The sequence below is a fragment of the Paractinoplanes maris genome, assembly GCF_023544465.1.
GTDB classification, from domain to species: Bacteria; Actinomycetota; Actinomycetes; order Mycobacteriales; family Micromonosporaceae; genus Actinoplanes; species Actinoplanes maris.
In genome coordinates, this window is sequence record NZ_JALPVL010000003.1 from 344,419 (window position 1) to 364,404 (window position 19,986).

At 70.4% G+C, this 19,986-nt stretch carries 22 protein-coding genes; 15 read left to right on the forward strand and 7 right to left on the reverse strand.

Annotation, left to right across the window (positions count from 1 at the left end; translation table 11 throughout):
* Nucleotides 1–7: 7 nt before the first annotated feature.
* From NAG42_RS10685 to NAG42_RS10695, 3 genes are all read right to left on the reverse strand, one after another.
* The gene (locus tag NAG42_RS10685) at nt 8–979 is read right to left on the reverse strand and encodes an ArsR/SmtB family transcription factor (protein WP_250029944.1); all 972 of its coding nucleotides are present in this window, start codon (nt 977–979) and stop codon (nt 8–10) included.
* Between the two features lie 334 nt (nt 980–1,313).
* Entirely contained in the window at nt 1,314–1,640 is a 327-nt protein-coding gene (locus NAG42_RS10690; protein WP_250029946.1) for a DUF3817 domain-containing protein, read from the reverse strand.
* Between the two features lie 129 nt (nt 1,641–1,769).
* Complete coding sequence (locus tag NAG42_RS10695; protein WP_250029948.1) at nt 1,770–2,864, reverse strand: ScyD/ScyE family protein; 1,095 nt, start codon at nt 2,862–2,864, stop codon at nt 1,770–1,772.
* A gap of 220 nt (nt 2,865–3,084) precedes the next feature.
* Between NAG42_RS10695 and NAG42_RS10700 the strand changes: the two genes are divergently transcribed.
* Genes NAG42_RS10700 through NAG42_RS10710 form a run of 3 tightly spaced genes read left to right on the forward strand, consistent with a single transcriptional unit; the run spans nt 3,085 to nt 5,003 of the window.
* Complete coding sequence (locus NAG42_RS10700) at nt 3,085–3,513, forward strand: hypothetical protein (protein WP_250029950.1); 429 nt, start codon at nt 3,085–3,087, stop codon at nt 3,511–3,513.
* Between the two features lie 35 nt (nt 3,514–3,548).
* Nucleotides 3,549–4,220: an MBL fold metallo-hydrolase gene (locus NAG42_RS10705; protein WP_250029952.1), complete on the forward strand. Its 672-nt coding sequence runs from the start codon at nt 3,549–3,551 to the stop codon at nt 4,218–4,220.
* Nucleotides 4,221–4,280: 60 nt separating this feature from the next.
* Nucleotides 4,281–5,003 carry a hypothetical protein gene (locus tag NAG42_RS10710; RefSeq protein ID WP_250029954.1) on the forward strand — a complete coding sequence of 241 codons (723 nt, stop codon included), beginning with the start codon at nt 4,281–4,283 and terminating at the stop codon, nt 5,001–5,003.
* Here the strand turns inward: NAG42_RS10710 and NAG42_RS10715 are convergent.
* The gene (locus NAG42_RS10715; protein ID WP_250029956.1) at nt 4,947–6,260 is read right to left on the reverse strand and encodes an NAD(P)/FAD-dependent oxidoreductase; all 1,314 of its coding nucleotides are present in this window, start codon (nt 6,258–6,260) and stop codon (nt 4,947–4,949) included. The genes NAG42_RS10710 and NAG42_RS10715 overlap by 57 nt on opposite strands.
* Before the next feature lie 206 nt (nt 6,261–6,466).
* Here NAG42_RS10715 and NAG42_RS10720 point away from each other — a divergent pair, with 206 nt between their 5' ends.
* The 5 genes from NAG42_RS10720 (at nt 6,467) to NAG42_RS10740 (ending at nt 10,566) form a co-directional block, all read left to right on the forward strand.
* Complete coding sequence (locus tag NAG42_RS10720) at nt 6,467–7,249, forward strand: SAM-dependent methyltransferase (RefSeq protein WP_438872388.1); 783 nt, start codon at nt 6,467–6,469, stop codon at nt 7,247–7,249.
* A 33-nt stretch (nt 7,250–7,282) separates the two neighbouring features.
* Complete coding sequence (locus NAG42_RS10725) at nt 7,283–8,158, forward strand: Sco1979 family transcriptional regulator (RefSeq protein ID WP_250029960.1); 876 nt, start codon at nt 7,283–7,285, stop codon at nt 8,156–8,158.
* A 53-nt stretch (nt 8,159–8,211) separates the two neighbouring features.
* Nucleotides 8,212–9,003, forward strand: coding sequence for an SAM-dependent methyltransferase (locus NAG42_RS10730; protein ID WP_250029962.1), 792 nt, complete (start codon nt 8,212–8,214; stop codon nt 9,001–9,003).
* Nucleotides 9,004–9,147: 144 nt separating this feature from the next.
* Nucleotides 9,148–9,894 (forward strand): hypothetical protein, encoded by a 747-nt coding sequence (locus NAG42_RS10735; protein WP_250029964.1) that lies wholly within the window; start codon nt 9,148–9,150, stop codon nt 9,892–9,894.
* A gap of 132 nt (nt 9,895–10,026) precedes the next feature.
* Nucleotides 10,027–10,566, forward strand: coding sequence for a histidine phosphatase family protein (locus NAG42_RS10740; RefSeq protein ID WP_250029966.1), 540 nt, complete (start codon nt 10,027–10,029; stop codon nt 10,564–10,566).
* Nucleotides 10,567–10,642: 76 nt separating this feature from the next.
* On the opposite strand, the gene NAG42_RS10745 is transcribed toward NAG42_RS10740, so the two are convergent.
* The gene (locus tag NAG42_RS10745) at nt 10,643–11,428 is read right to left on the reverse strand and encodes an SAM-dependent methyltransferase (RefSeq protein ID WP_250029968.1); all 786 of its coding nucleotides are present in this window, start codon (nt 11,426–11,428) and stop codon (nt 10,643–10,645) included.
* Between the two features lie 62 nt (nt 11,429–11,490).
* Between NAG42_RS10745 and NAG42_RS10750 the strand changes: the two genes are divergently transcribed.
* From NAG42_RS10750 to NAG42_RS10770, 5 genes are all read left to right on the forward strand, one after another.
* On the forward strand, nt 11,491–12,126 hold the full coding sequence (locus NAG42_RS10750; protein ID WP_250029970.1) for a TetR/AcrR family transcriptional regulator: 636 nt from the start codon (nt 11,491–11,493) through the stop codon (nt 12,124–12,126).
* Nucleotides 12,123–12,653, forward strand: a complete 531-nt coding sequence (locus NAG42_RS10755) for an acyl-CoA thioesterase (protein ID WP_250029972.1) — start codon at nt 12,123–12,125, stop codon at nt 12,651–12,653. Before NAG42_RS10750 ends, NAG42_RS10755 begins: the two co-directional genes overlap by 4 nt.
* Nucleotides 12,654–12,760: 107 nt before the next feature.
* Nucleotides 12,761–13,627, forward strand: coding sequence for a methylenetetrahydrofolate reductase (locus NAG42_RS10760; protein WP_250029974.1), 867 nt, complete (start codon nt 12,761–12,763; stop codon nt 13,625–13,627).
* A 104-nt stretch (nt 13,628–13,731) separates the two neighbouring features.
* A complete protein-coding gene (locus NAG42_RS10765) occupies nt 13,732–15,417 on the forward strand; it encodes a glycoside hydrolase family 43 protein (RefSeq protein WP_250029975.1) in 1,686 nt (561 codons plus the stop codon).
* An 83-nt stretch (nt 15,418–15,500) separates the two neighbouring features.
* A complete protein-coding gene (locus tag NAG42_RS10770) occupies nt 15,501–15,938 on the forward strand; it encodes a hypothetical protein (protein WP_250029978.1) in 438 nt (145 codons plus the stop codon).
* Nucleotides 15,939–16,180: 242 nt separating this feature from the next.
* On the opposite strand, the gene NAG42_RS10775 is transcribed toward NAG42_RS10770, so the two are convergent.
* Both NAG42_RS10775 and NAG42_RS10780 read right to left on the reverse strand, forming a co-directional pair.
* Nucleotides 16,181–17,245, reverse strand: coding sequence for a hypothetical protein (locus NAG42_RS10775; RefSeq protein ID WP_250029979.1), 1,065 nt, complete (start codon nt 17,243–17,245; stop codon nt 16,181–16,183).
* Nucleotides 17,246–17,247: 2 nt separating this feature from the next.
* The gene (locus NAG42_RS10780) at nt 17,248–17,757 is read right to left on the reverse strand and encodes an RNA polymerase sigma factor (RefSeq protein WP_250029981.1); all 510 of its coding nucleotides are present in this window, start codon (nt 17,755–17,757) and stop codon (nt 17,248–17,250) included.
* Nucleotides 17,758–17,952: 195 nt separating this feature from the next.
* Between NAG42_RS10780 and NAG42_RS10785 the strand changes: the two genes are divergently transcribed.
* Complete coding sequence (locus NAG42_RS10785) at nt 17,953–19,302, forward strand: cellulase family glycosylhydrolase (RefSeq protein ID WP_250029982.1); 1,350 nt, start codon at nt 17,953–17,955, stop codon at nt 19,300–19,302.
* Between the two features lie 74 nt (nt 19,303–19,376).
* Nucleotides 19,377–19,982, forward strand: coding sequence for a ribonuclease FAU-1 family protein (locus NAG42_RS10790; protein WP_250029985.1), 606 nt, complete (start codon nt 19,377–19,379; stop codon nt 19,980–19,982).
* Nucleotides 19,983–19,986: the final 4 nt, after the last annotated feature.

Below are 19,986 nucleotides of genomic sequence, written 5' to 3' on the forward strand. Positions count from 1 at the left end.
CTTGATACTAGGGCTGATCACCCAGCAATGCCTCACCGAGCGGCGTCAGGGTGTGCACGACGGCCTTGCCGGCGCGATTCGTCTGGATCAGACGGGCCTCGCGCAGCACGGCGGTGTGCTGGCTGACCGAGGCGGCGCTGACCCCGACCCGGCGGGCCAGCTCGGAGGTCGTCCGGCCGTCACCCAGCGACTCGAGCAGCGACGTCCGGGTCTTGCCGATCAGCGCGGCCAGCGACGCGCCGTCGGCCGGGCGCAGGCCGGGGTTGAGGGTGAGGTCGTGCTCGATCGGATAGACCAGCACGGGCGGCAGCGTCGTGTCGCGCAGCGCGTCCGGCGTGCCGTAGGAGAGGAACGACGGCAGCAGGATCAGGCCGCGGCCGTCGAGGTGCAGCGTCTGGTCGAACGGGGTGTCGACCTCGAGCACCGGCGGCTCCCAGCGCATCATCGGCCGGAAGCTGTCGAGCAGGCCCTCGGCACCCTGGTCGAGCAGCACACGGGCCCGGCGGGACCTTTCGGCCTCGATGTGGGCCCGGCCCTCGGCCCAGAACGGGGCGATCACGCCGTCGTACTGCGACTGCAGCGCGGCGGCCAGGCGCTGGACGGTCTCGGCGTCCCCTTGGGCCAGGCTGCTCATCCAGGACGGCTTGGGCCCGGCGTGCCGGACGAGCTCCGCCAGCTCGCCCCGCAACCGGGTGGCCGGGGTCGACTTGATGACCTCGAGCGCGGCCGGCAGACCCAGCGAGCCCTCGGCCGGGGTGAGGAAGTCGGGGTAGTAGGCGCCGCGGACCAGCGGCAGCAACAGCTCGAGGTCGTCGCGGCGGCTCACTCGCAGGGCGTGCTCACGCCAGCGGCCGTAGATCAGCTCAGGACCGGGACGGCGCAGCCGCCACACACTGAAGATCGTCTCCCACAGCGGATCGGGTTCGCCCGCGATCCGCACGCGGCCGACATCCTCCGGCGTGAAGTGGATGCGCAACACGTCGGCCCCCAGTTGCCATTCAGCAATGATTCACGGCCGAAAGTCTATCCGGAGTGCGCGACAGGTCGAGAACCGGTCCACGACGACAATCCGTGCGGCCTCGGCCACACGGAGGAGCGGGTGTCGCCACGAGCAGCACCGACGAAACGGCGGTCTTCGGATATGCACCCCCGATAACGGCATATCCGTCCTGCGACCGCAGCACGTCGGCCCGGCTCGTGGCCGACCCGGCCGGAGAACAATCGCTGGCCGGGGTGCGGTGGGACAAGACGTTTAATGCGTCCCTGAAACGTTGGGAGCGGGTTCATCCGAACGGCCGATCCGGCATTGCCGTTCAGCTCGGAATAGACATTTCCGAAATAGCAGCATCGGTAGGTGTGCGGCGCCGGGCGACCCAGCGCTCGAAGATCAGCGACGTGAAGGGCGGAATCGACGCGGCCAGACCGACCAGGGTGCGCGGCAGCGACCAGCGCTCGCGACGGGCCACCCAGAGCGCGGCGACGAGGTACGCGACGAACAGCGCCCCGTGGATCCGGCCGAACAGCCAGACGCCGAGGTCGGTGACCTCGGCGACCCGCTTGAGATACATGCCGACGAGCAGGCCCGCCCACGAGAACGCCTCCGCGATCGCGGTGATCCGGAAGATGCGGTACGGCTGCACGGTGCCCCCTGGTTCGACCTGACCTCGACGGCGTCCGATCGTATCCGCGGTTCCTGACAGCGATCGCCGGGGTGACCTGGTCGTCACCCCGGCGGCTGCGGTCGTGCGGCTACTTGAGAGGTCGTACGGCTACTTGAAGGCGGACGGGTTCACCTGGACGAGGCGACCGGCGTCCTTGATGCCGAGCAGTCCGGCGATGCTCCACGAGGTCGCGTAGAGCTTGCCGTCGAAGTACTCGAGCCCGGTCGGCATCGTCACCGCGGCGTGCGTGACCCGGCCGTGGTCGATGCGGGTCAGGCGACCCACCTTGGACGGGTCGAACCCGGGCGGCGGGTCACCGGCCGGCGCGCCGAACAGCACCTCGGAGGCGAACAGCGTGCCCCGCGGGCTGACCGCGACACCGGTCAGCGAGGTGAAGCCGGACCACTTCTTCAGCACGTGGCCACTGCGGCCGTCCAGCTTGTAGATCGCCGCGGCGCCCGGCTGCTCGGCCCCGAGGGTCGAGATGTAGACGTGCCGGCCCTGCACGGCGATGCCGGTCGGCACCGGGTCACAGCCGATCGTCCCCGGGTTGGCCTGCGCGCCCTTGGCCAGGCAGGCCTTGGTCTTCGGGTTCGGCGGCACGAAGAACGTGGACACCCGCCCGGTCCGGGGGTCGACCCGGAGCACGTCGTTCGCCCCGCCGTCGGCCACCAGCAGACCCCACCGGGTGGCCACCATGCTGAACGGGTTGGACAACGCGTCATAGGGCTTTCCGGACTTGTCGAACTGTTTCTGCCGGTCGGGATTGTGTCGCAACTCGTATTTCAGCAGATCGGCCAGAACGCGGACGTGCTTGCCTCTCGCATCGGACACGAGCACCGAGGCCGGCGGATATTTCGACGGCGGCGCGGCGCCTTCCTCATTGGGCCCGCCGATCAGCGTATAGATCTTTCCGTGCGTGGCGGCGACCCCCGACACCCCCGGCACCTTCGAGATCAGCGTGGTGCGGCGACCGGATCTCAGATTGACGGCGGTGACCTCACCGCTGTCCGACTCGGCGACCAGGGCGACCCGCGACGACAGGACGTCCAGGCCGAACGGCCCGCTCAGTTTGGTGGTGATGGTCCGGACTGCGGGCTTCGCACCGTGACCACCCCCCGCATAGGCGGGCACGCCCGCCAGGACGGTGATCGCGCCGGTCCCCACCGCCGCGACCATTTTCAACGTATGCGTGAATTTCATCCTGTCCCCCCGACAGATATGTTTCCCGCGTTATCAGCAAATCCAACCTAGGAACGTGCCGCGCACCCGGCAACCATCCTTTCGGCCAGCCATCGAAGAAAAAGGACTCCCCGATTAGTGGCGCATTTCGATCAAATAAAGTCTGATCAATTCCGGTCCGGGGTGTGCCACCTTTTCCACGGGGCCGACGGGCTCGCGGGACAGCTCTACAGTCGATGTCATGAACCTGCGGTGGTGGTCGATCGAGGTGCTGGACGGGCCTCGCGGCACCGCGCGCGCCTGGCGCGACTCCCTGGGCAACGCCCTGACCGAGGCCGCCGTCACGCACGGCGCCTATGAGTGGGAGTGGCACACCCACACGTGGGGCGTGCTCTTCGAGATCGCGTTCCGCACCGATGAGTCGTGGAGCTCCTACCGCGCCCTGCCACTGGTCTCCGCGGCGCTCGACGCGGTCCCCGACCCGGCTCACGGCCTGTTCATCCACCCCGGCCGGGGTGGCAGCGCCGGCGAGTCCCGCCCGCGGCGTCCGCGCCCGATCGCCGGCGCCGGCGCGGCCCAGTTGCCCCTGTCCGACATCCCGGAGCAGGTGACCGTCACCGGTTCGCAGCCCGAGTCGCTGGGCCCGCACCGGGTCGACGAGCTCGCCTGACGCCGGTCAGCGCGGCCGGCTGGCAGGATGAGCGGGTGCGCGAAGTAATCGATGGTGTCTTCGAACTCGGCCTGGGCTTCGTCAACATGCATCTCGTCGTCACCGACGACGGGGTGGTGCTGGTCGACACCGGGCTCCCCCGCAACGCCAAGCGGATCGACCGCGCCCTGCACAGCCTGCGCAGGCAGATCGGAGACGTGACCTCGGTTCTGCTGACCCATCAGCACTTCGACCACATCGGCAACGTCGCCGACGTCCGGCGGCGGTCCGGCGCCCGGGTCTTTGCGCACGCCGCCGACGCCCCCGGCATCACCGGGGCGATCCGCCCGCCCGAGCCTCAGGGGCTGGCCCGGTTCGCCGTCCGCCTGATCGGCACCGCCGAGCCGACCAAACTCGACCAGCTCATCACCGGCGAGGAGTCCGAGCCGCTGCCGGGTTTCACCGCCATCCACACTCCCGGCCACACCCGCGGGCACGTGTCCTATCTGCTCGACCGGGCGGGCGGCATCCTGTTCGCCGGCGACACGGCGTCGAGCACCCGCGACGGCAAGGTGACCGACGGGCCCACCCAGGTGTCCGAGGACCCGGCGCAACAGGCCCGCAGCCTGGCCAAGCTGGGGTCCTACACCTTCGAGCACGCCGTCTTCGGGCACGGCAAGGCCGTCTCGGGTCAGGCCGTCGAGCGCTTCCGGGAGCACGCGAGCTGAGTCGGGCGAACTTTCGGCGGACGCGCCCCGGGGGGCTTCTGCCCGGTTAGTGTCCTGCCCATGGACCGTAGGACGTTGCTGCTCGCCGGTGGGGCGCTCGCCGGTGCCGTGCTGATCGGAGCGCCCGCCCACGCCGCCGCCCGCCGGCCGGTCTTCGAGTGGGCCCGCCCCGGCGGCTTCTTCTTCCCTGGCGAGGGAGTTCTGACCCCGCCCGCCCTGGCCGTCTACGACGACCACACCGCGTACGCCGATGCCGCGGCCGGCCTTCCGCTGCGCCCGCGCCAGGCGGAATCCCTGCGCAGGCACGCCGTCGAGGTGCTCAGCGACCCGCGCAACACCCGCCGCGACCCCGACCGCCCGGTCCGGGACCGCCCGGTCGACCACGTCACCGTCCGACGGGACGACGGCACCCACCTCACGGCCGAGCTCGCGGGCTGGGGCGACGGCGATCCCCGCCACGACTTCCCGGACCCGCTGCGGGCACTCGACCGGCACGTTCAAGACCTCCGGCGTACGGTCCTGGCCGGCGGCGAACCGTGGCGGCCCAACGCGATCCTGATCGCGACCGTCCGCCTCGACGATCCGCCCGGCACCGCCGCGCCCTGGCCCACCGGCCTGCCGCGGCCCGGCACCTCTTACGCCGAGCAGACCGTGTACGGCGAGCAGGCACAGCTCGCCCGCCGGACGCTGCCGGCCGGGCGCGATCCGTGGCCCGCTTACCGCGTCTCACCGGTCGAGTTCGTCCGGGCGGCCTGGCGTCACCTGCTGCCGCACGAGCTGTAGCGCGTTGCGGGCGTGGATCTGCTGCGTCGTCGAGATGCGCTCGGCCCGGCCACGCCCGAGGAAGCTGACCAGCCAGTGCAACAACGTCGTCACCTTGTTCTTGAAGCCGACCAGATAGAACAGGTGCACGCCCAGCCAGCCCAGCCAGCCGACGAGTCCACCGAGGTGCAGCGGCCCCACGTCGGCGACCGCCGAGAAGCGCGAGATCGTCGCCATGTTGCCCTTGTCGAAGTACTTGAACGGCTTGCCGGCGGGCTTGCCGGCCAACCGGCGCGCGATCGTCCGGGCCGCATAGGTGCCGCCCTGCATGGCCACCTGGGCGACGCCGGGCAGCCCGGTCGCGGCCATGTCGCCGACCACGAAGATCTCCGGGTGGCCGGGCACGGTGAGGTCGGGCTCGACCGCGATGCGGCCGGCCCGGTCGGTGGCGGCTCCGGTGGCGGCGGCGATCCGGCCGGCCAGGGCGGGCGCGGCGACTCCGGCGGCCCAGAACTTCGTGTACGCCTCGATGCGCTCCTCGCCCCCGGCGGTCTCGGCTTTCACCCCGTACGCGTCGACGTCGGTGACCCGCGTGCCCAGCCGGACCTCGACGCCCAGCTTGCGCAGCTGCTTCAGGGCCGACACCGACAGGGCCTCGTCGAAGGCCGGCAGCACCCGGTCCACCGCGTCGACGAGGACCACCCGGGTCGTCGTGAGGTCGGCCCGCCGGTATTGCCCCCGCAGACTGCGATGCGCCAGCTCGGCGATCTGCCCGGCCAGCTCGACCCCGGTCGGCCCGGCCCCGACGAGCACGAAGGTCAGCCACTGCTGGCGCCGCTCCGGGTCCTCCTCGAGCTCGGCCATCTCGAAGGCGTGGAAGATCCGGCCGCGCACCTCGAGCGCGTCGTCGATGTCCTTGAGCGCGGGGGCGTGCTCGGCGAACCGCTCGTGGCCGAAGTACGAGTTGCCGGCTCCGGCCGCGACGATCAGCGAGTCGTACGGAACACGTCTCTCCCGCCCGTCCGGTGAGCTGACCACGATCTCGCGGGCGGCGACATCGACGTCCTCGACCCAGCCCAGCTGGATGTCGCGCCCGGGCAGCAGCTCCCGGATCGGCGGCGCCACCTCGCCCTCGCTCAGAATGCCGGTCGCCACCTGATAGAGCAGCGGCTCGAAGAGGTGATAGGTGGTGCCGTTGACGACGGTGACCCGGGCCGGGACCTTGCGCAGCGCCTTGGCGGCGAACAGACCGCCGAACCCGGCGCCGACGATGACCACTCGATGCTCGTTCATACCGTCGGGACGAGCCGGCGGTACCCGGCGTGACGCGGTGATAGCGGCGTCACATTCTGGGCGCCGGCACCGGCAAATCCGGAAACAGTCGGAGAGTAGGCGCGAAGCGACGCCGGGTACGGTACTGTGCGTGCCCGGCGCTCACGTTCGCGTCCGATCCACACTGGACGTCCCTGTCCACCCGAGTGAGGATGTTTCGCGTGGCAGTAGACGTGTCCAGGCTGGACACTAATGTTCCGGAGACCGCCCGGATCTGGAACTATTTGCTCGGCGGCACCGACAACTTCGCGGCCGACCGCGCCGTGGGCGACCAGATCACGGCCACCCTCCCCCAGCTCGCCGAGCACGCCCGGCTCTCCCGGGCCTACCTCGCCCGGGCCGTCGGCTTCCTCACGCTCGAAGCGGGCATCCGGCAGTTCCTCGACATCGGCACCGGGCTGCCCACCGCCGAGAACACGCACCAGGTGGCCCAGGCCGCCGCGCCCGACACCCGCGTGGTCTACGTGGACAACGACCCGCTGGTCCTCGCGCACGCCCGCGAGTTGCTGACCAGCACCCCCGAGGGCGCCACCGACTACGTGCACGAGGATCTGCGTGACCCCGAGGCGATCCTGCGGGCCGCGTCGCGCACACTCGACCTGGGCCGGCCCGTCGCGCTGGCACTCATGGGAGTGCTCGGGCACATCGAGAGCGACGACACCGCCCGCGCGATCATCGTCCGGCTGTTGCGCGACCTGCCGTCGGGCAGCTACCTGGCGATGTACGACGGCTCCGACACCGACCCGGCCACCCTCGAGGCCAGCCGCATCTGGAACCTCTCGGCCAATCCGAAATATCACCTCCGCAGTCCGGCTCGGATCGCTCACCTGTTCGAAGGGCTGGAACTCGTCCATCCGGGGGTGGTTCCGGTGACCAAGTGGCGATCTGATGATCCGGAGATCTCCCAGTACTGCGCCGTCGGCCGCAAGCCGTAGCGCGCCGGCCACGTTCTTGATAAGCAGGTCACCATGATCGGGCGAGGGGACAGCGGCGGTTCGACCGTGCGCCGGCTGCAGCTGGGCGCACGGCTGCGCGAACTGCGCCTCGCCGCCAACGTGAGCCGCGAGGCCGCCGGCTACCGCATCCGCGCGTCCGAATCCAAGATCAGCCGGATGGAGCTGGGCCGCGTCGGCTTCAAAGCCCGCGACGTGAGCGACCTGCTGGTGCTCTACGGCGTCGAGGACCAGCAGGAGCACCAGCGGCTCCTCGAGCTGACCAAGGCGGCCAACTCACCCAGCTGGTGGCACACCTACGGCGATGTGCTGGAGAGCTGGTTCCACAGCTACCTCGACCTCGAGCAGGCGGCGGAGCTCATCCGCACGTACGAGATCCAGTTCGTCCCCGGGCTGCTGCAGACCGAGGCGTACGCGCGGGCCGTGATCCGCCTCGGGCACAACAACCCCGGCCAGCACGAGGTGGACCGGCTGGCCAAGCTGCGGATGGCCCGCAAGGAGACGCTGGCCCGGCCCGACTCGCCGACCTTCTGGGCGGTGCTCGACGAGGCGGTGCTGCGCCGGCTGATCGGCGGGCGCGAGGTGCTGCGCGAGCAGATCCGGGCGTTGCTGGCGGCGTGCGAGGAGCCCAACGTACGCCTTCAGGTGATTCCCTTCGACTCGGGCGGGCACGCGGCGGCCGGCGGCGCGTTCAGCATCCTGCGGTTCCCGCACGAGGAGCTCGACGACGTGGTCTACATCGAGCATCTGACCAGTGCCCTCTACCTGGACAAACGCGAGGACGTGGACCACTACGCGGCGGCGTTCGGCCGGCTCATCATCGAGGCCGCCCCGCCGGCCCGGACGCCGGACATCCTCAAGTCCGTGCTCATCGATCTGGAACGGCTCTAAGTCTCCACAATGGGTGGTTGTGCTCAGGGAGCGCAGCAGATAGAAACTTCCCCATGACGGACCAAGAGGCCCCCGCCGAGTTGCAGCCCGACGTGCCGCACGCGGCGCGCATGTGGAACTACTGGATGGGCGGCAAGGACAACTTCGCCGCCGACCGCGCCGCCGGCGACGCCGTGGCCCAGGTCTATCCCGAGATCGTGCTGATGGCGCAGCAGTCGCGCAAGTTCCTGATCCGGGTGGTCCGCTATCTGGCCGGCGAGGCGGGCGTCCGCCAGTTCCTCGACATCGGCACCGGCCTGCCGACCATGCAGAACACGCACGAGGTGGCCCAGAGCATCGCTCCCGAGTCCAAGATCGTCTACGTCGACAACGACCCGATGGTCCTGGCCTACGCCCGCGCCCTGCTGGTCGGCGCGACCACCGAGGGCGTGACGACCTACGTCCACGCCGACTACCACGATCCCGAGAAGATCCTGGCCGACGCCGAGCAGGCGCTCGACTTCTCCGAGCCGGTCGCGGTCATGTTCATGGGCGTGATGGGCTACGAGCCCGACCTGCGGGTCATCCGCTCGATCGTCAGCACGGTGATGGCCCGCGTCCCGTCCGGCAGCTACCTGGTCTTCTGGGACGGCACCGACACGTCACAGGCCGTGGTCGAGGGCGCCAAGAAGCTGGCCGACAGCGGCGGCATCCCCTACATCCTGCGCAGCCCGAAGGATCTGGCCACGGTCTTCGAGGGCCTGGAACTGGTCGAGCCCGGCCTGACCCAGATCAGCTCATGGCGCCCCGACGGCGACGGCATCGAGCCCATCGAGGCCTACGGCGCCATCGGCCGCAAGCCCTGACACCCACCTGACGGCCGGCGGGCCGGTGCTCGGGGCGGCCTCGCTCGCTCTCCCCTATTACTGCCATGAACGACTCCGGGCCGGGGACGGGGTGGACATCTCCCGAAAGATGCTCACCAAGCCCCCGACCATGAGGAGTCCTTCGTGAGCATTTCGACCCGCGTCCCGGCCATCACTGCCGTCCTGGCCGGGCTGCTGCTGACCACGGCCTGCGCCGCCGCCGAGGAGACCACCGGGTCGGCCACCACCCCGGCCTCAACCTCCCCGTCGTCGGCCCCGACCGCGTCACCGCCGGCCGCGTCGTCACCGACCGCGTCATCGCCGGCCCCGACGTCCACGCCGTCGTCCACCAAGACCACCACCGCGGCCGCCGCCGGCGGCGGTGGCGGAGGCGGCGGAGTCTTCAGCGGCACCCGCCAGGTCTACCTCCTGCCCAAGAACAGCGAAGGGACGCTGGGCGTGGTCCAGGACGGCAAGATCGGCCTGTCGGAGAAGTTCGGCGACGGCGAACTCTTCGTGCTCACCGCGGTCAAGCCGGGCGGCGACCAGTATTGGATCCGCACCGCCAAGCTGCGCAAGGGCGGCGAACCGTACTGCCTCTCGGCCAAGCTCGGCCCCGGCGGCCGCCCCGCCGCCGTGAGGACGACGGCCTGTGACGCCGCCGCCGCCGACCAGCTGTTCCGATTCCGTAAGACGGGCGAGTCGAACGGCAAGCCCACCTACACGATCCGCACCGGCCGCGACACCTTCATCATCCAGGACCCGACCGGCGAGATCGCCGGCACCGGCACCGGCGTCGCCGCCGTGACCATCGGCGAAGGCACTCCCGACATCGACACCCCGTTCATCCTGGCCGACAAGGGCAAGGCCACCATGCCCGCCCTCGACTGACCCGTCCCCACCGCCGCGAGCCGCTGATTTCGGGGCGTGATGGAGCGGCCGGCCCGGTCCGCGCCTCTCGCCGGGCCTGCACCAGCATGCATCAATGGGGAGTGCGGCGGTCCGTCGAAATGAGGAGCATCGGTGTCGATCGAGGTTGTTTACGAGACGCACGCGTTGAGCGAGGACAACGAACGCGGAGTCGCCACCGGGTGGCTGCCGGGCCGGCTCAGCGCACAGGGCCGGCTCAACGCGGCCGCAATGGGACGGCGGCGCCGGGACGACGGCATCGTGGCAGTGTTCAGTTCGGATCTGCGTCGCGCCGCGGAGACAGCGGAGATCGCGTTCGGCGGCAGCGGCGTCCCGATCCTCTACGACTGGCGCCTGCGCGAGTGCGACTTCGGCGAACGCAACGGAACACCGTCCAGCGACGTCAGCGCCGACCGCCAGGATTTCTGCGACCGCCCGTACCCGAAAGGCGAAAGCCACCGCGAGGCCATCGCCCGAGTGGCCCGCGCCCTCGCCGATCTGCCCACCCGCTGGGCCGGCAGCCGGGTCATGCTGATCGGCCACCTCGCGACCTACCGGGCCCTGGAGCACGTGGTCCACGGCCGCACCGTGCCCGACCTGCTGGCTGACACCTTCGAGTGGCAGCCCGAAGGCTGGGAGTATCGACTCCCCTGAAGCACGCCGCTGACCGACGCGAACCACCGCAGCGAGGCGGGGCACTCCTCGTGGCCGCTGATGCGACGTGCGGCGGCTACCTGCTTGTGGCGGGGTGGCCGGCGAAGGTGGGCGCGCCGCTTTGACGGCGGAGTACCAGGGTGGCGAAGCCGAGGATGCCCCGGTAGCCGCGCAGCCACTGGGTCCGGTGTTCCTGGGCTGTGCGCAGAGCTTCGGGGGCGTCGGGGTGGCCCGGGTTCTCCAGGGCCCACTCGAGCAGGGAGCCCGTCCACGACCACTCGTAGTCGTCCCACTCGGCGGCGTCGCTCACGTGGGCATGGACGGGGTGCCAACCCGCGGCGGCGGCTGTGTCGATCAGGCCGGGCAGGTCGGTGAAGTGTGACGGCTTGGCATCGAGTGCGGCCAGGGCCTGCGGTGTCGGGGTCGTCTCCCAGAATCCCTCGCCCACGATCAGGACGCCGTGCGGGTTCACATGCCGGCCGGCCAGCTCCAGTGTCTCGGCGAAACCCCCGAAGATGTGCGTCGAGCCGACACAGAGCACCAGATCGTAGTCGCCGTCGGGGACATAGGTGCGCGCGTCCCGCTCATGCAGCGTCAGGCGGTCGGCCAGTTCGCGCACGGCCGCCGCTTCGGCCGCGCGCTCCAGGGCGTACGGGTTCAGATCCACCCCGTCCGCCTGGCCATCCGGATAGTGGGCGAGGGCCTGCAGTGCCCACGCCGCTTGTCCACATCCCAGATCGAGGATGCGGGCGGCCGGCCCCCGGCCCGCGCGGCGCAGCAGCTTGTTCACGTTGACCCCGGCGACCGGCGCGGCGATGGGGTGATGTGCATGGGCGAGGGAGCTGACACGTTGACGATCCACGTGGTCCAGTCAACACGACGGATATATTTACGAACGGTCGGTCGTTTTGTAGGGTCGACGGCATGACATCGGACGGCAGGCTGCTCCGGGGCGAGCGCACCCGCACCGCCGTGCTCGATCGCGCCCTGCAGCTGGCCACCACGGCCGGGCTCGACGGGCTCTCGCTGAGCCAGGTCGCCGACTCGCTCGGGGTCAGCAAGTCCGGCCTCTTCGCGCACTGGCGATCCAAGGAAGAGCTGCAACTGGCCGTGATCGCCCATGCGCGTGCCCAGTGGACCGACCGGGTCATCAGCCCGGCCCTGGAGGCGCCCCGCGGCCTGCGACGACTGTGGGCTGTGCACAACCGGCGGCTCGACTTCTACGAGTCGGGTGCCCTGCCGGGGCGCTGCTTCTTCGCGAATGCGCACTTCGAGTTCAGCGAGCGGCCCGGTTCCGTGCGGGAGCGGCTGTCGGTCGAGCTGCGCGACTGGATGGGGTTCCTGACCAACCTGGCCACCGATGCCGTCGCTCTGGGCGAGGTGCGGACCGGCACCGATCCGGGCGGCATGGCATACGAGACCGAGTCGCTCGGCGTGTGCGCTGTCATGCAGGCCCCCGTGCTCGGTGCCGACGTCACCTTCCGGCATGCCCGCCGAGCCCTGCTCAGTCACCTGAGAGTTGTTGCCACCGACCCGACGATCCTTCCGGAGCAGACATGACCACCGCTGTCCACACCTACGGCGCCGTTGTCCCCCAACCTGTGCACTTCGACGACCTCGACGCGATGGGCGTCCTCCACAACGCCCGCTATGCCGTGCTGGTCGAGCGGGCCATCGTGGCCTGGTGGGCCGAGCGCGGCGTCTCGTTCACCGGCGGGCGCCCGACGACACCCGACGCCTTCAACGTGGTGCGCGAATACCAGATCACTTTCCACCGCCCGATCCGCGGCACCGGCGACATCAACATCCGCTTCTGGCTCGACCGCATGGGCACGACCAGCGCCGACTACAGCTTCCAGGTGACCTCCGCGACCGGCGCTGAAACAAACGGAAACGGCGCAGCAGAAGCGAACGGCGCGGGTACCGGAGAAAGCGAAGCAACCGGAAACGGCGATGCCGACGTCAGCGGCGAAACCGTCTACGCCGAAGGTCGCCGCATCAACGTGCGCCTCGACCCCACCACCATGCGCCCAGCCCCGTGGACCGACGAAGGCCGAGTCCTGGCCGCCACCCTGCTGCGCCACTGACGCAACCGGGGCGCGCCCTCCGGACAGCGGCGCGGGGACCAACGGACCGCCGGACAGCGGCGCGGGGACCAACGGACCGCCGGACAGCGGAGCGGGGACCGAGAGGGGTGACGGGGACGGACGCCGCGGGGCTGAGGCTGGCCGGTTTGCTCGACGACTACTCGCTCGAGATGACCGGCAAGGACGTGGACGAGCTGACCGCTGCCCGTGACCTGCTCGCCGCCGGCACTCGCGTCAACATCACGTTTCTCGGCAGTGAGGATTTGTCGCTGCGGTTGCGGGCCGCCGCGGCTGTCCGGGCGCAGGGCTTCACGCCGGTCCCCCACATCTCGGCCCGGCGGCTCTCGTCGCGGGCCGAGCTCGCCGATTTCCTCGGGGCCTTGCACCGCGCGGGAGCCGCCGACAACGTCTTCGTGGCCGGGGGCGACCCGGACCCGCACGGACCGTTCGACGATGCGCTGTCGGTCATCGAGTCGGGCCTGCTCGAACCGCACGGAGTCCGGCGCGTAGGTGTCGCCGGCTATCCGGAGGGCCACCCGCGAATCCCGGATCCCGTGCTGTGGTTGACACTCACCGGCAAGCTCGCCGCGCTGCGGAGCCGGGGTCTGGCCGCCGAGGTGATCACGCAGTTCGGCTTCGACGCCGACCCGGTGCTCGACTGGATCGCCACGGTTCGCGAGCGCGGCATCGACGCCCCGATCCGCGTCGGCGTCCCCGGGCCGGCCGGCTTGCGGCGGCTGGTCCGCTATGCCGCTCGGCTCGGGGTCGCCACCAGCGCCGGCCTGGCCCAGCGGTACGGCGCCGACCTGCTGGCCACCGCGGGGCCGGACGACTTCCTGCGCGCGCTCGCCACCGACTACCACCCGGACCGGCACGGCCAGGTCAAGCTGCACTTCTACACGTTCGGCGGCTTGCGGGCCACGGCGCGGTGGATCAGCGATTTCCGCGACGCCGACGACGAGCCGACGCTATAACTCAGGGAGCCGTGGCCACGTACTCGAAAAGACGGTGAGCCGATGAAGCGGAAAACTTGCGGTAGAGTCCGGAACTTACGAGGATCGAACGGCAGGGGGCCACGATGACGAGTGCCGAAGCGGGCACGCTCAGCAGCGCCACCACCGCGCGCCGCGACATCACCAATCCGGTGCTGGCCGGCTTCCATCCCGACCCGTCGATTCTGCGCGTGGGCAGCGACTACTACATCGCGACCTCGACCTTCGAGTGGTATCCGGGGGTGCGGATCCACCACTCCGTCAACCTGGCCGACTGGACGCCGCTCGGCGGCGCGCTCAACGACAAGCGGCTGCTCGACCTGACCGGCACCGGCGACTCGAACGGTGTCTGGGCACCCAACCTCACGTACGCCCACGGCGAGTTCTATCTGCTCTACTCCGACGTCGCGACGTTCACCGGCGGCTACTGGGATCCGCAGAACTTCCTCGTCTCGGGCCCCACCCCGACCGGCCCCTGGTCGGAACCGGTGGTGTTGCACGGCCGCGGGTTCGACGCGTCGCTCTTCCACGACGAGGACGGCACCACCTGGATGCTGTCGATGGTGGCCGACTGGCGTCCGGGCCGGAACCGCTTCGCCGGCATCTCGATCCAGCAGTACGACCGCGAGGCGCGCCGGCTGACCGGCCCCGAGCACCTGATCTTCAAGGGCACGTCGGCCGCCGTGACCGAGGCTCCCAACCTCTACCGCAAGGACGGCTGGTATTACCTGGTCACGGCCGAGGGCGGCACCAGCTACGACCACCAGGTGACCGTCGCCCGCTCGAGCCACCTGCTCGGCCCGTACCTGGCCGACCCGGCCGGCCCGCTGCTCACCGCGGCCGGCCACCCCTCGCTCACCCTGCAGAAAGCCGGCCACGGCAGCCTGGTCGAGACCCCGGCCGGCCAGTGGTATCTGGCCCACCTGGTCGGCCGCCCGTATTCGGAGCTGGGCCGGTGCGTGCTCGGCCGCGAGTCGGCGATCCAGGAGGTCACCTGGACCGATCAGGGCTGGCCCCGGATCGCCGACGGCCGGCCCGCCGACATCGTGCCCGCGCCGGTCGGCGTCGGCATCCCGGTCGAGCCGCCCCGGTCGTCGGAACGGTTCGAGGACGACGACTTCGACGGGCCGGTGCTGGGCGTCAACTGGTCGACGCTGCGCCGCCCGGCCACGCCGGACTGGGTCTCGCTGACCGAACGCCCCTCGCACCTGCGCCTCCATGGCGGCATGTCACCGATGGGCCGCCACCGGCCGAGCCTCGTCGCCCGCCGGGTCGTCGCGCCGGACTGCGAGTTCGAGGCGGTGATGGATTTCCAGCCCCGTAACTATCGCCAGCTGGCCGGTATCACCGCCTACTACAACACCCGCAACTGGTATTTCCTGCACGTGACCGCCGACGACGACGGCACGCCGGTGCTCGACCTGCTGGCCTGCGACACCGGCCAGGTCACTGTCGTGCCCGGTGTCCGCACCCCCGTCCCGGCCGCCGGCCCGGTCCGCCTTCGGTTGCGCTTCGAGGGTCCGTCCCTCTCCTTCTCGTACGACTTCTCAGGCGCCCCGTCCCAGCCGGAGTGGCACAACGCCGGGCCCGCCTTCGACGCGACCACCCTCTCCGACGAGTACGCCGCCCAGGTCGTCAACGGCGAGCCCGCCGCCTGGGGCTTCACCGGAGCCTTCGTCGGCCTGTGGGCGCAGGACCTCGGCCGCGAGGGCTCCTACGCCGACTTCGACCGCGCCGTCTACACCGTCACCACGAAACCGGCCGACAGCTGAATTCTGGCCCGCGAATCATGTCCATCCGGGACGGCGCGTAACCCGTGTCCGCACCGGTTGAAGCCGCGTCCGACCTGGTTAAGGTGGCGGCAGGCGTCCGGCCCGCCGCGACCTTGGCGGCGGCGACAGCCGTCGTCGCCACGGGTCCGGCGCCCGCCCAGGCCGCCTGGGCATCCGACTACTTCAGCGTCGACAGCCCGATCGGGTATGCGAACGGCGCGGCCTTCGGCGACATCTATTGGTACAACCGCACGGCATACGTCAACGGCGTCATGACCGACCACCGGGCGAATACGAACACGACTTTGGCGTTCGAGGCCTACGCGGGCCCCACCAAGATCGCGACCGAGACGCGGACGGCGAACGATGAAAGCGAGCTCGGCGACTGGGTGAAGTACGACTTCACGATCGGCGACCCGAATCTGGTGGGCGGCATCGACCGCATCAAGGTGACGATCTGCCACAACTATTACAATCCCGCGAAGTTCTGCTCCATCCCGAAGAACTACATGCGGGATTGAGCGAAGCGGGGCCGTGCGTCTCGCGGTACAAGCGAAGGCATCGGCTGCGCCCGCGGCGGGTTGACTGCGAAGATCTCACCCTTGCCGACGGACGCGGCCGATCCCTTGCCACGGCGCGAACACTGGCGCCGGCTATCACTAGCTCGGCGTGAACTACCAAGCCACCCTCGACCTCGTCGGGATCCTCGACTGGCTACGCGCCGTCCCCGACGACATGATCCGCGGGACAGAACCCAACCGGCTCAGGTCGGGATGGTGAACTGCTTCAGTTCGTAGAGGTCGTCGCCGGGGCCGGGAGCGGCAACCCCTCGGACTGTGCGCTCGTCGGTCCAGGCCAGGTCGACCGTCACGCCGGTCTTCCGGACGATCTGGCGATCGGCCAGCAGCATGCCGTCCTCGGTGCTGAGCACGGCGACATTGACCGTCCCGGCCGATGTCTCGTAGCTGACCGCGACCCGGCCGGTCGACGGGGACATCCTCAGGCCGGTCACCCGCTTGCAGCCGATCGACGTCAGCGGCAGGAACCGGATGCCCTGCGGCGGCGCGATGCTCGTCAGCAGCGGCCGGCATGACCGGCTCTTGGCGGCGATGAGGAGCCGGTCGCCCGCCACGTCGGCCGCGTCGAGGGCAGCGGCCGGGTCCCCGTTGGGCAGGTCGAGCATGTCGGACGCGATGACCAGCCGTTCGAGACCGCCGGCCAGGTCGTGCGCGTACAGCCCGTAGGGCCGCCACAGGAAGGCCGTGGTGCTGTCGGCCGCGACCAGGCTGACCGGCTCTTCCTCCCGGGTGATGGCGCGCTGCTGTGGCCGGCCGCCCGGCGTGTCGACGGTGAGCAGCATGTCGAGGGCGGATGCGGGCCGCCGGTCGCGCGGGCCCACCGACACCAGCCGGCCGTCGGGCAGGCCGATCGTCTTGTCGTAGACACCGGCGCCGACGACGGGATGAACCACCAGGTCGTCGGCGACGGACAGCTCGCCGACGTCGAGGTCGCCACCCAGCTCGACCGGCGTCGAGTCGGCCCGGGTCACCACGAAGGTGCGGGCGGGAACGGAGAGCAGCAGCCGCTGGGCCGGCGCGGTGGAGGCCGGCTCGTAGTGCGGTGTCGCGTCGGTGCGCTGCCGCACGATCAGGCCACCGCCGACCAGGCCCGCCAGCACGGTGAACGCGGTCGCCACGGCGGTGGCGCGGCGACGGGTGCGACGGCGCCGGGCCCGCCGGTAGACCGTGGACAGCTCGCCCGCATAGCCCTTGGACTGCTCACCGGCGGCGCGGACGGCCACCTCGATGTCGCGTGGGATCTCGTCCATGGTCACTCCTCGGAGCTCAGCTGGGCGCGGAGGGCGGTCAGGCCGCGGGAGAGGCGGCTCTTGACCGTCCCCTCGCTCAGCCCGAGGGCCTCGGCCGTCTCGGCGGTGGAAAGGTCGAGCAGGATGCGGCACGTGACGACGGCGCGCTGGGGAAGAGGGAGCGCGGCGAGCGCGAGCAGCGCACCGGCCGGGCTGGTGTCGGCGACCGCCGGATGGTCGGCCTCGGTGACCGGTGGGCTCTCCCGCCGCAGCTTGCGCCACCAGGACGTCGCCCAGTTGAGCCCGACCCGGAAGACCCAGCCGGCCGGGTTGTCGAGCGTGCCCACCACGTCCCATTTCGCATAGGCGCGGGCCATCGCCTCGTCGACCGCCTCGTGAGCCAGGTCGTCGCGCCGCAGCGTCACCGCGAGTGCGCGATAAACCCGGTCGACGTGCACGCGGTAGAACGCCTCGAACCCGTCCACACCCGGGTCGGCCGGGGCGGATCGGGGGGCTGTAGTCGGAACCACCATGTCCGATACACGCGGCAGCACCCTCAGAGGTTCCCAGACGTACGGGAAAAGGTTGTAGACATCGATGACGGGCATTACGGTGTGGTCACTGCGGTTAACCGGCGACGCCCCCACCCCCGGGCCGGCGGCAACCGCGGTGAACGGCGTGAGTGGGCACGCTGACGTGATGTCATGCCCCCACTCCAGAGGTAGGAAATGAAGAGGAAACTCAGCGTCCTCGCCACCGCCCTGCTCGCCGCCGCCGCCTCCGTGCTGTTCTTCACCGGCCCGGCCTACGCCGCCACCGGCCTGCACGTCGCCGGGCGCACCATCGTCGAGGCCGACGGCTCGCCGTTCGTGATGCGCGGCGTCAACCACCCGCACGCCTGGTACGCCAACCGGACCGGCTCGTTCGCCGACATCAAGGCGGCCGGCGCCAACACCGTCCGCGTCGTGCTCAGCGGCGGCCGCTGGACGGCGAACACCGCGAGCGACGTGTCGAACGTGATCGCGCTGTGCAAGCAGAACAAGCTCATCTGCGTCCTGGAGAACCACGACACCACCGGTTACGGCGAGGACAGCGCGGCCTACACCCTCGACCAGGCCGCGAACTACTGGATCGGTCTCAAGAGCGTGCTGGCCGGCCAGGAGGACTACGTCGTCATCAACATCGGCAACGAGCCGATCGGCAACACCAACCCCGGTCAGTGGACGGCCGCGACGGTGGCCGCGATCCAGAAGATGCGCAGCAACGGCTTCGAGCACCTGCTGATGGTCGACGCGCCCAACTGGGGTCAGGACTGGATGTACGTCATGCGGGACAACGGCCAGACGATCCTGGACGCCGACACCCGCAAGAACACCGTCTTGTCGATCCACATGTACGCGGTGTTCAACACGGCGAGCTCGATCACCAACTACCTGGACACGTTCGCGAGCAAGGGCTGGCCGCTGGTCATCGGCGAGTTCGGCTGGCAGTTCGCCTCGGGTGAGGTGGACGACGCGACGATCCTGTCCGAGGCGGTCAAGCGCGACCTGGGCTACCTGGCCTGGTCGTGGTCGGGCAACACCGACCCGATCCTCGACATGACCACCAACTTCGACGCCACCCAGCTCACCACCTGGGGTCAGCGCATCGTCAACGGCCCGAACGGCCTCAAGGCCACCGCCAAGCAGGCCACCATCTTCGGCAGCGGCCCGACGACCCCCGCGCCGACCAGCCCGACGCCGACTCCCCCGCCGACAACAACGACGCCGCCGCCGGCCGGTGGTTGCACGGCCACGTACGCGGTCACCGGTCAATGGGGCGGCGGCTTCCAGGCCGACGTCAAGGTGACGGCCGGTGCCGCCGCCATCAAGGGCTGGACGGTGACCTGGACCTACGCCAACGGCCAGTCGGTGTCGCAGGCGTGGAACGCCACCGTTACCGGCAGCGGCCCGGCCGTCACGGCGAAGAACGTCAGCTACAACGGCAGCCTCGGTGCCGGCGCCAGCGCGCAGTTCGGCTTCCTCGGCTCCTGGACCGGCACCAACGCCGTCCCCGCCGTGACCTGCGCCGCCTCCTGATCGGAACCGGGCACACCACGGGCGGTCGCCGCACGAGGAGAGCGACCGCCCGCCGGCTCGCTAGAGTCGCGCCCATGCCTTTCACTCCCGGTCAGATCGTCGTACGCCGATACGTCCGAGCGGGCCGGACGACCTTCGCCAAGCCGATGCGGGTGATCGCCGACGACGAGGCCGGTCTGCTGCTGTGGATGCCGGCCGGCACCGAGGTGGCCCAGCTGACCGACACCGACGGCAGCACCCTGCACGACAAGGCGCTGCACGAGATGCGTCAGCCCCTTCTCGTACGCCGGCCGTGGCGCACCTGGGACATCCTGGTGCTCATGCCACCCGGCGCCGCCCACTCGATCTGGTGGTTCCTCGGCGCCGGCGGTTTCGGCGGCTGGTACGTGAACCTGGAGACCCCGTCCACCCGCCACCCCACCGGCGTCGACACCACCGACCTCGTCCTGGACGTCGTGGTGAGCCCCGACCGCACCTGCGAGTGGAAGGACGAGGACGAGTTCGCCGCCCGCGTCGGCACCCCGGACTACTTCGACGCCCCCACCGCGGCCGCGATCCGCGCCGAGGGCGAGCGCCTCATCGACCTGGCCAAGGCCGGCGCCTGGCCGTTCGACGGCACCCACACCGATTTCCACCCCGACCCGTCGTGGTCGCCACCGGCCCTGCCGCCCGGCCGGTAGCGTC

Coding starts and splice junctions, on each gene's coding strand:
- NAG42_RS10755 (WP_250029972.1), top strand. CDS start 12,123: ATGACCACCGCTGTCCACACCTACGGCGCCGTTGTCCCCCAACCTGTG.
- NAG42_RS10720 (WP_438872388.1), top strand. CDS start 6,467: ATGTTTCGCGTGGCAGTAGACGTGTCCAGGCTGGACACTAATGTTCCG.
- NAG42_RS10730 (WP_250029962.1), top strand. CDS start 8,212: ATGACGGACCAAGAGGCCCCCGCCGAGTTGCAGCCCGACGTGCCGCAC.
- NAG42_RS10695 (WP_250029948.1), bottom strand. CDS start 2,864: ATGAAATTCACGCATACGTTGAAAATGGTCGCGGCGGTGGGGACCGGC.
- NAG42_RS10780 (WP_250029981.1), bottom strand. CDS start 17,757: ATGGTGGTTCCGACTACAGCCCCCCGATCCGCCCCGGCCGACCCGGGT.
- NAG42_RS10775 (WP_250029979.1), bottom strand. CDS start 17,245: ATGGACGAGATCCCACGCGACATCGAGGTGGCCGTCCGCGCCGCCGGT.
- NAG42_RS10765 (WP_250029975.1), top strand. CDS start 13,732: ATGACGAGTGCCGAAGCGGGCACGCTCAGCAGCGCCACCACCGCGCGC.
- NAG42_RS10750 (WP_250029970.1), top strand. CDS start 11,491: ATGACATCGGACGGCAGGCTGCTCCGGGGCGAGCGCACCCGCACCGCC.
- NAG42_RS10785 (WP_250029982.1), top strand. CDS start 17,953: ATGAAGAGGAAACTCAGCGTCCTCGCCACCGCCCTGCTCGCCGCCGCC.
- NAG42_RS10700 (WP_250029950.1), top strand. CDS start 3,085: ATGAACCTGCGGTGGTGGTCGATCGAGGTGCTGGACGGGCCTCGCGGC.
- NAG42_RS10790 (WP_250029985.1), top strand. CDS start 19,377: ATGCCTTTCACTCCCGGTCAGATCGTCGTACGCCGATACGTCCGAGCG.
- NAG42_RS10710 (WP_250029954.1), top strand. CDS start 4,281: ATGGACCGTAGGACGTTGCTGCTCGCCGGTGGGGCGCTCGCCGGTGCC.
- NAG42_RS10725 (WP_250029960.1), top strand. CDS start 7,283: ATGATCGGGCGAGGGGACAGCGGCGGTTCGACCGTGCGCCGGCTGCAG.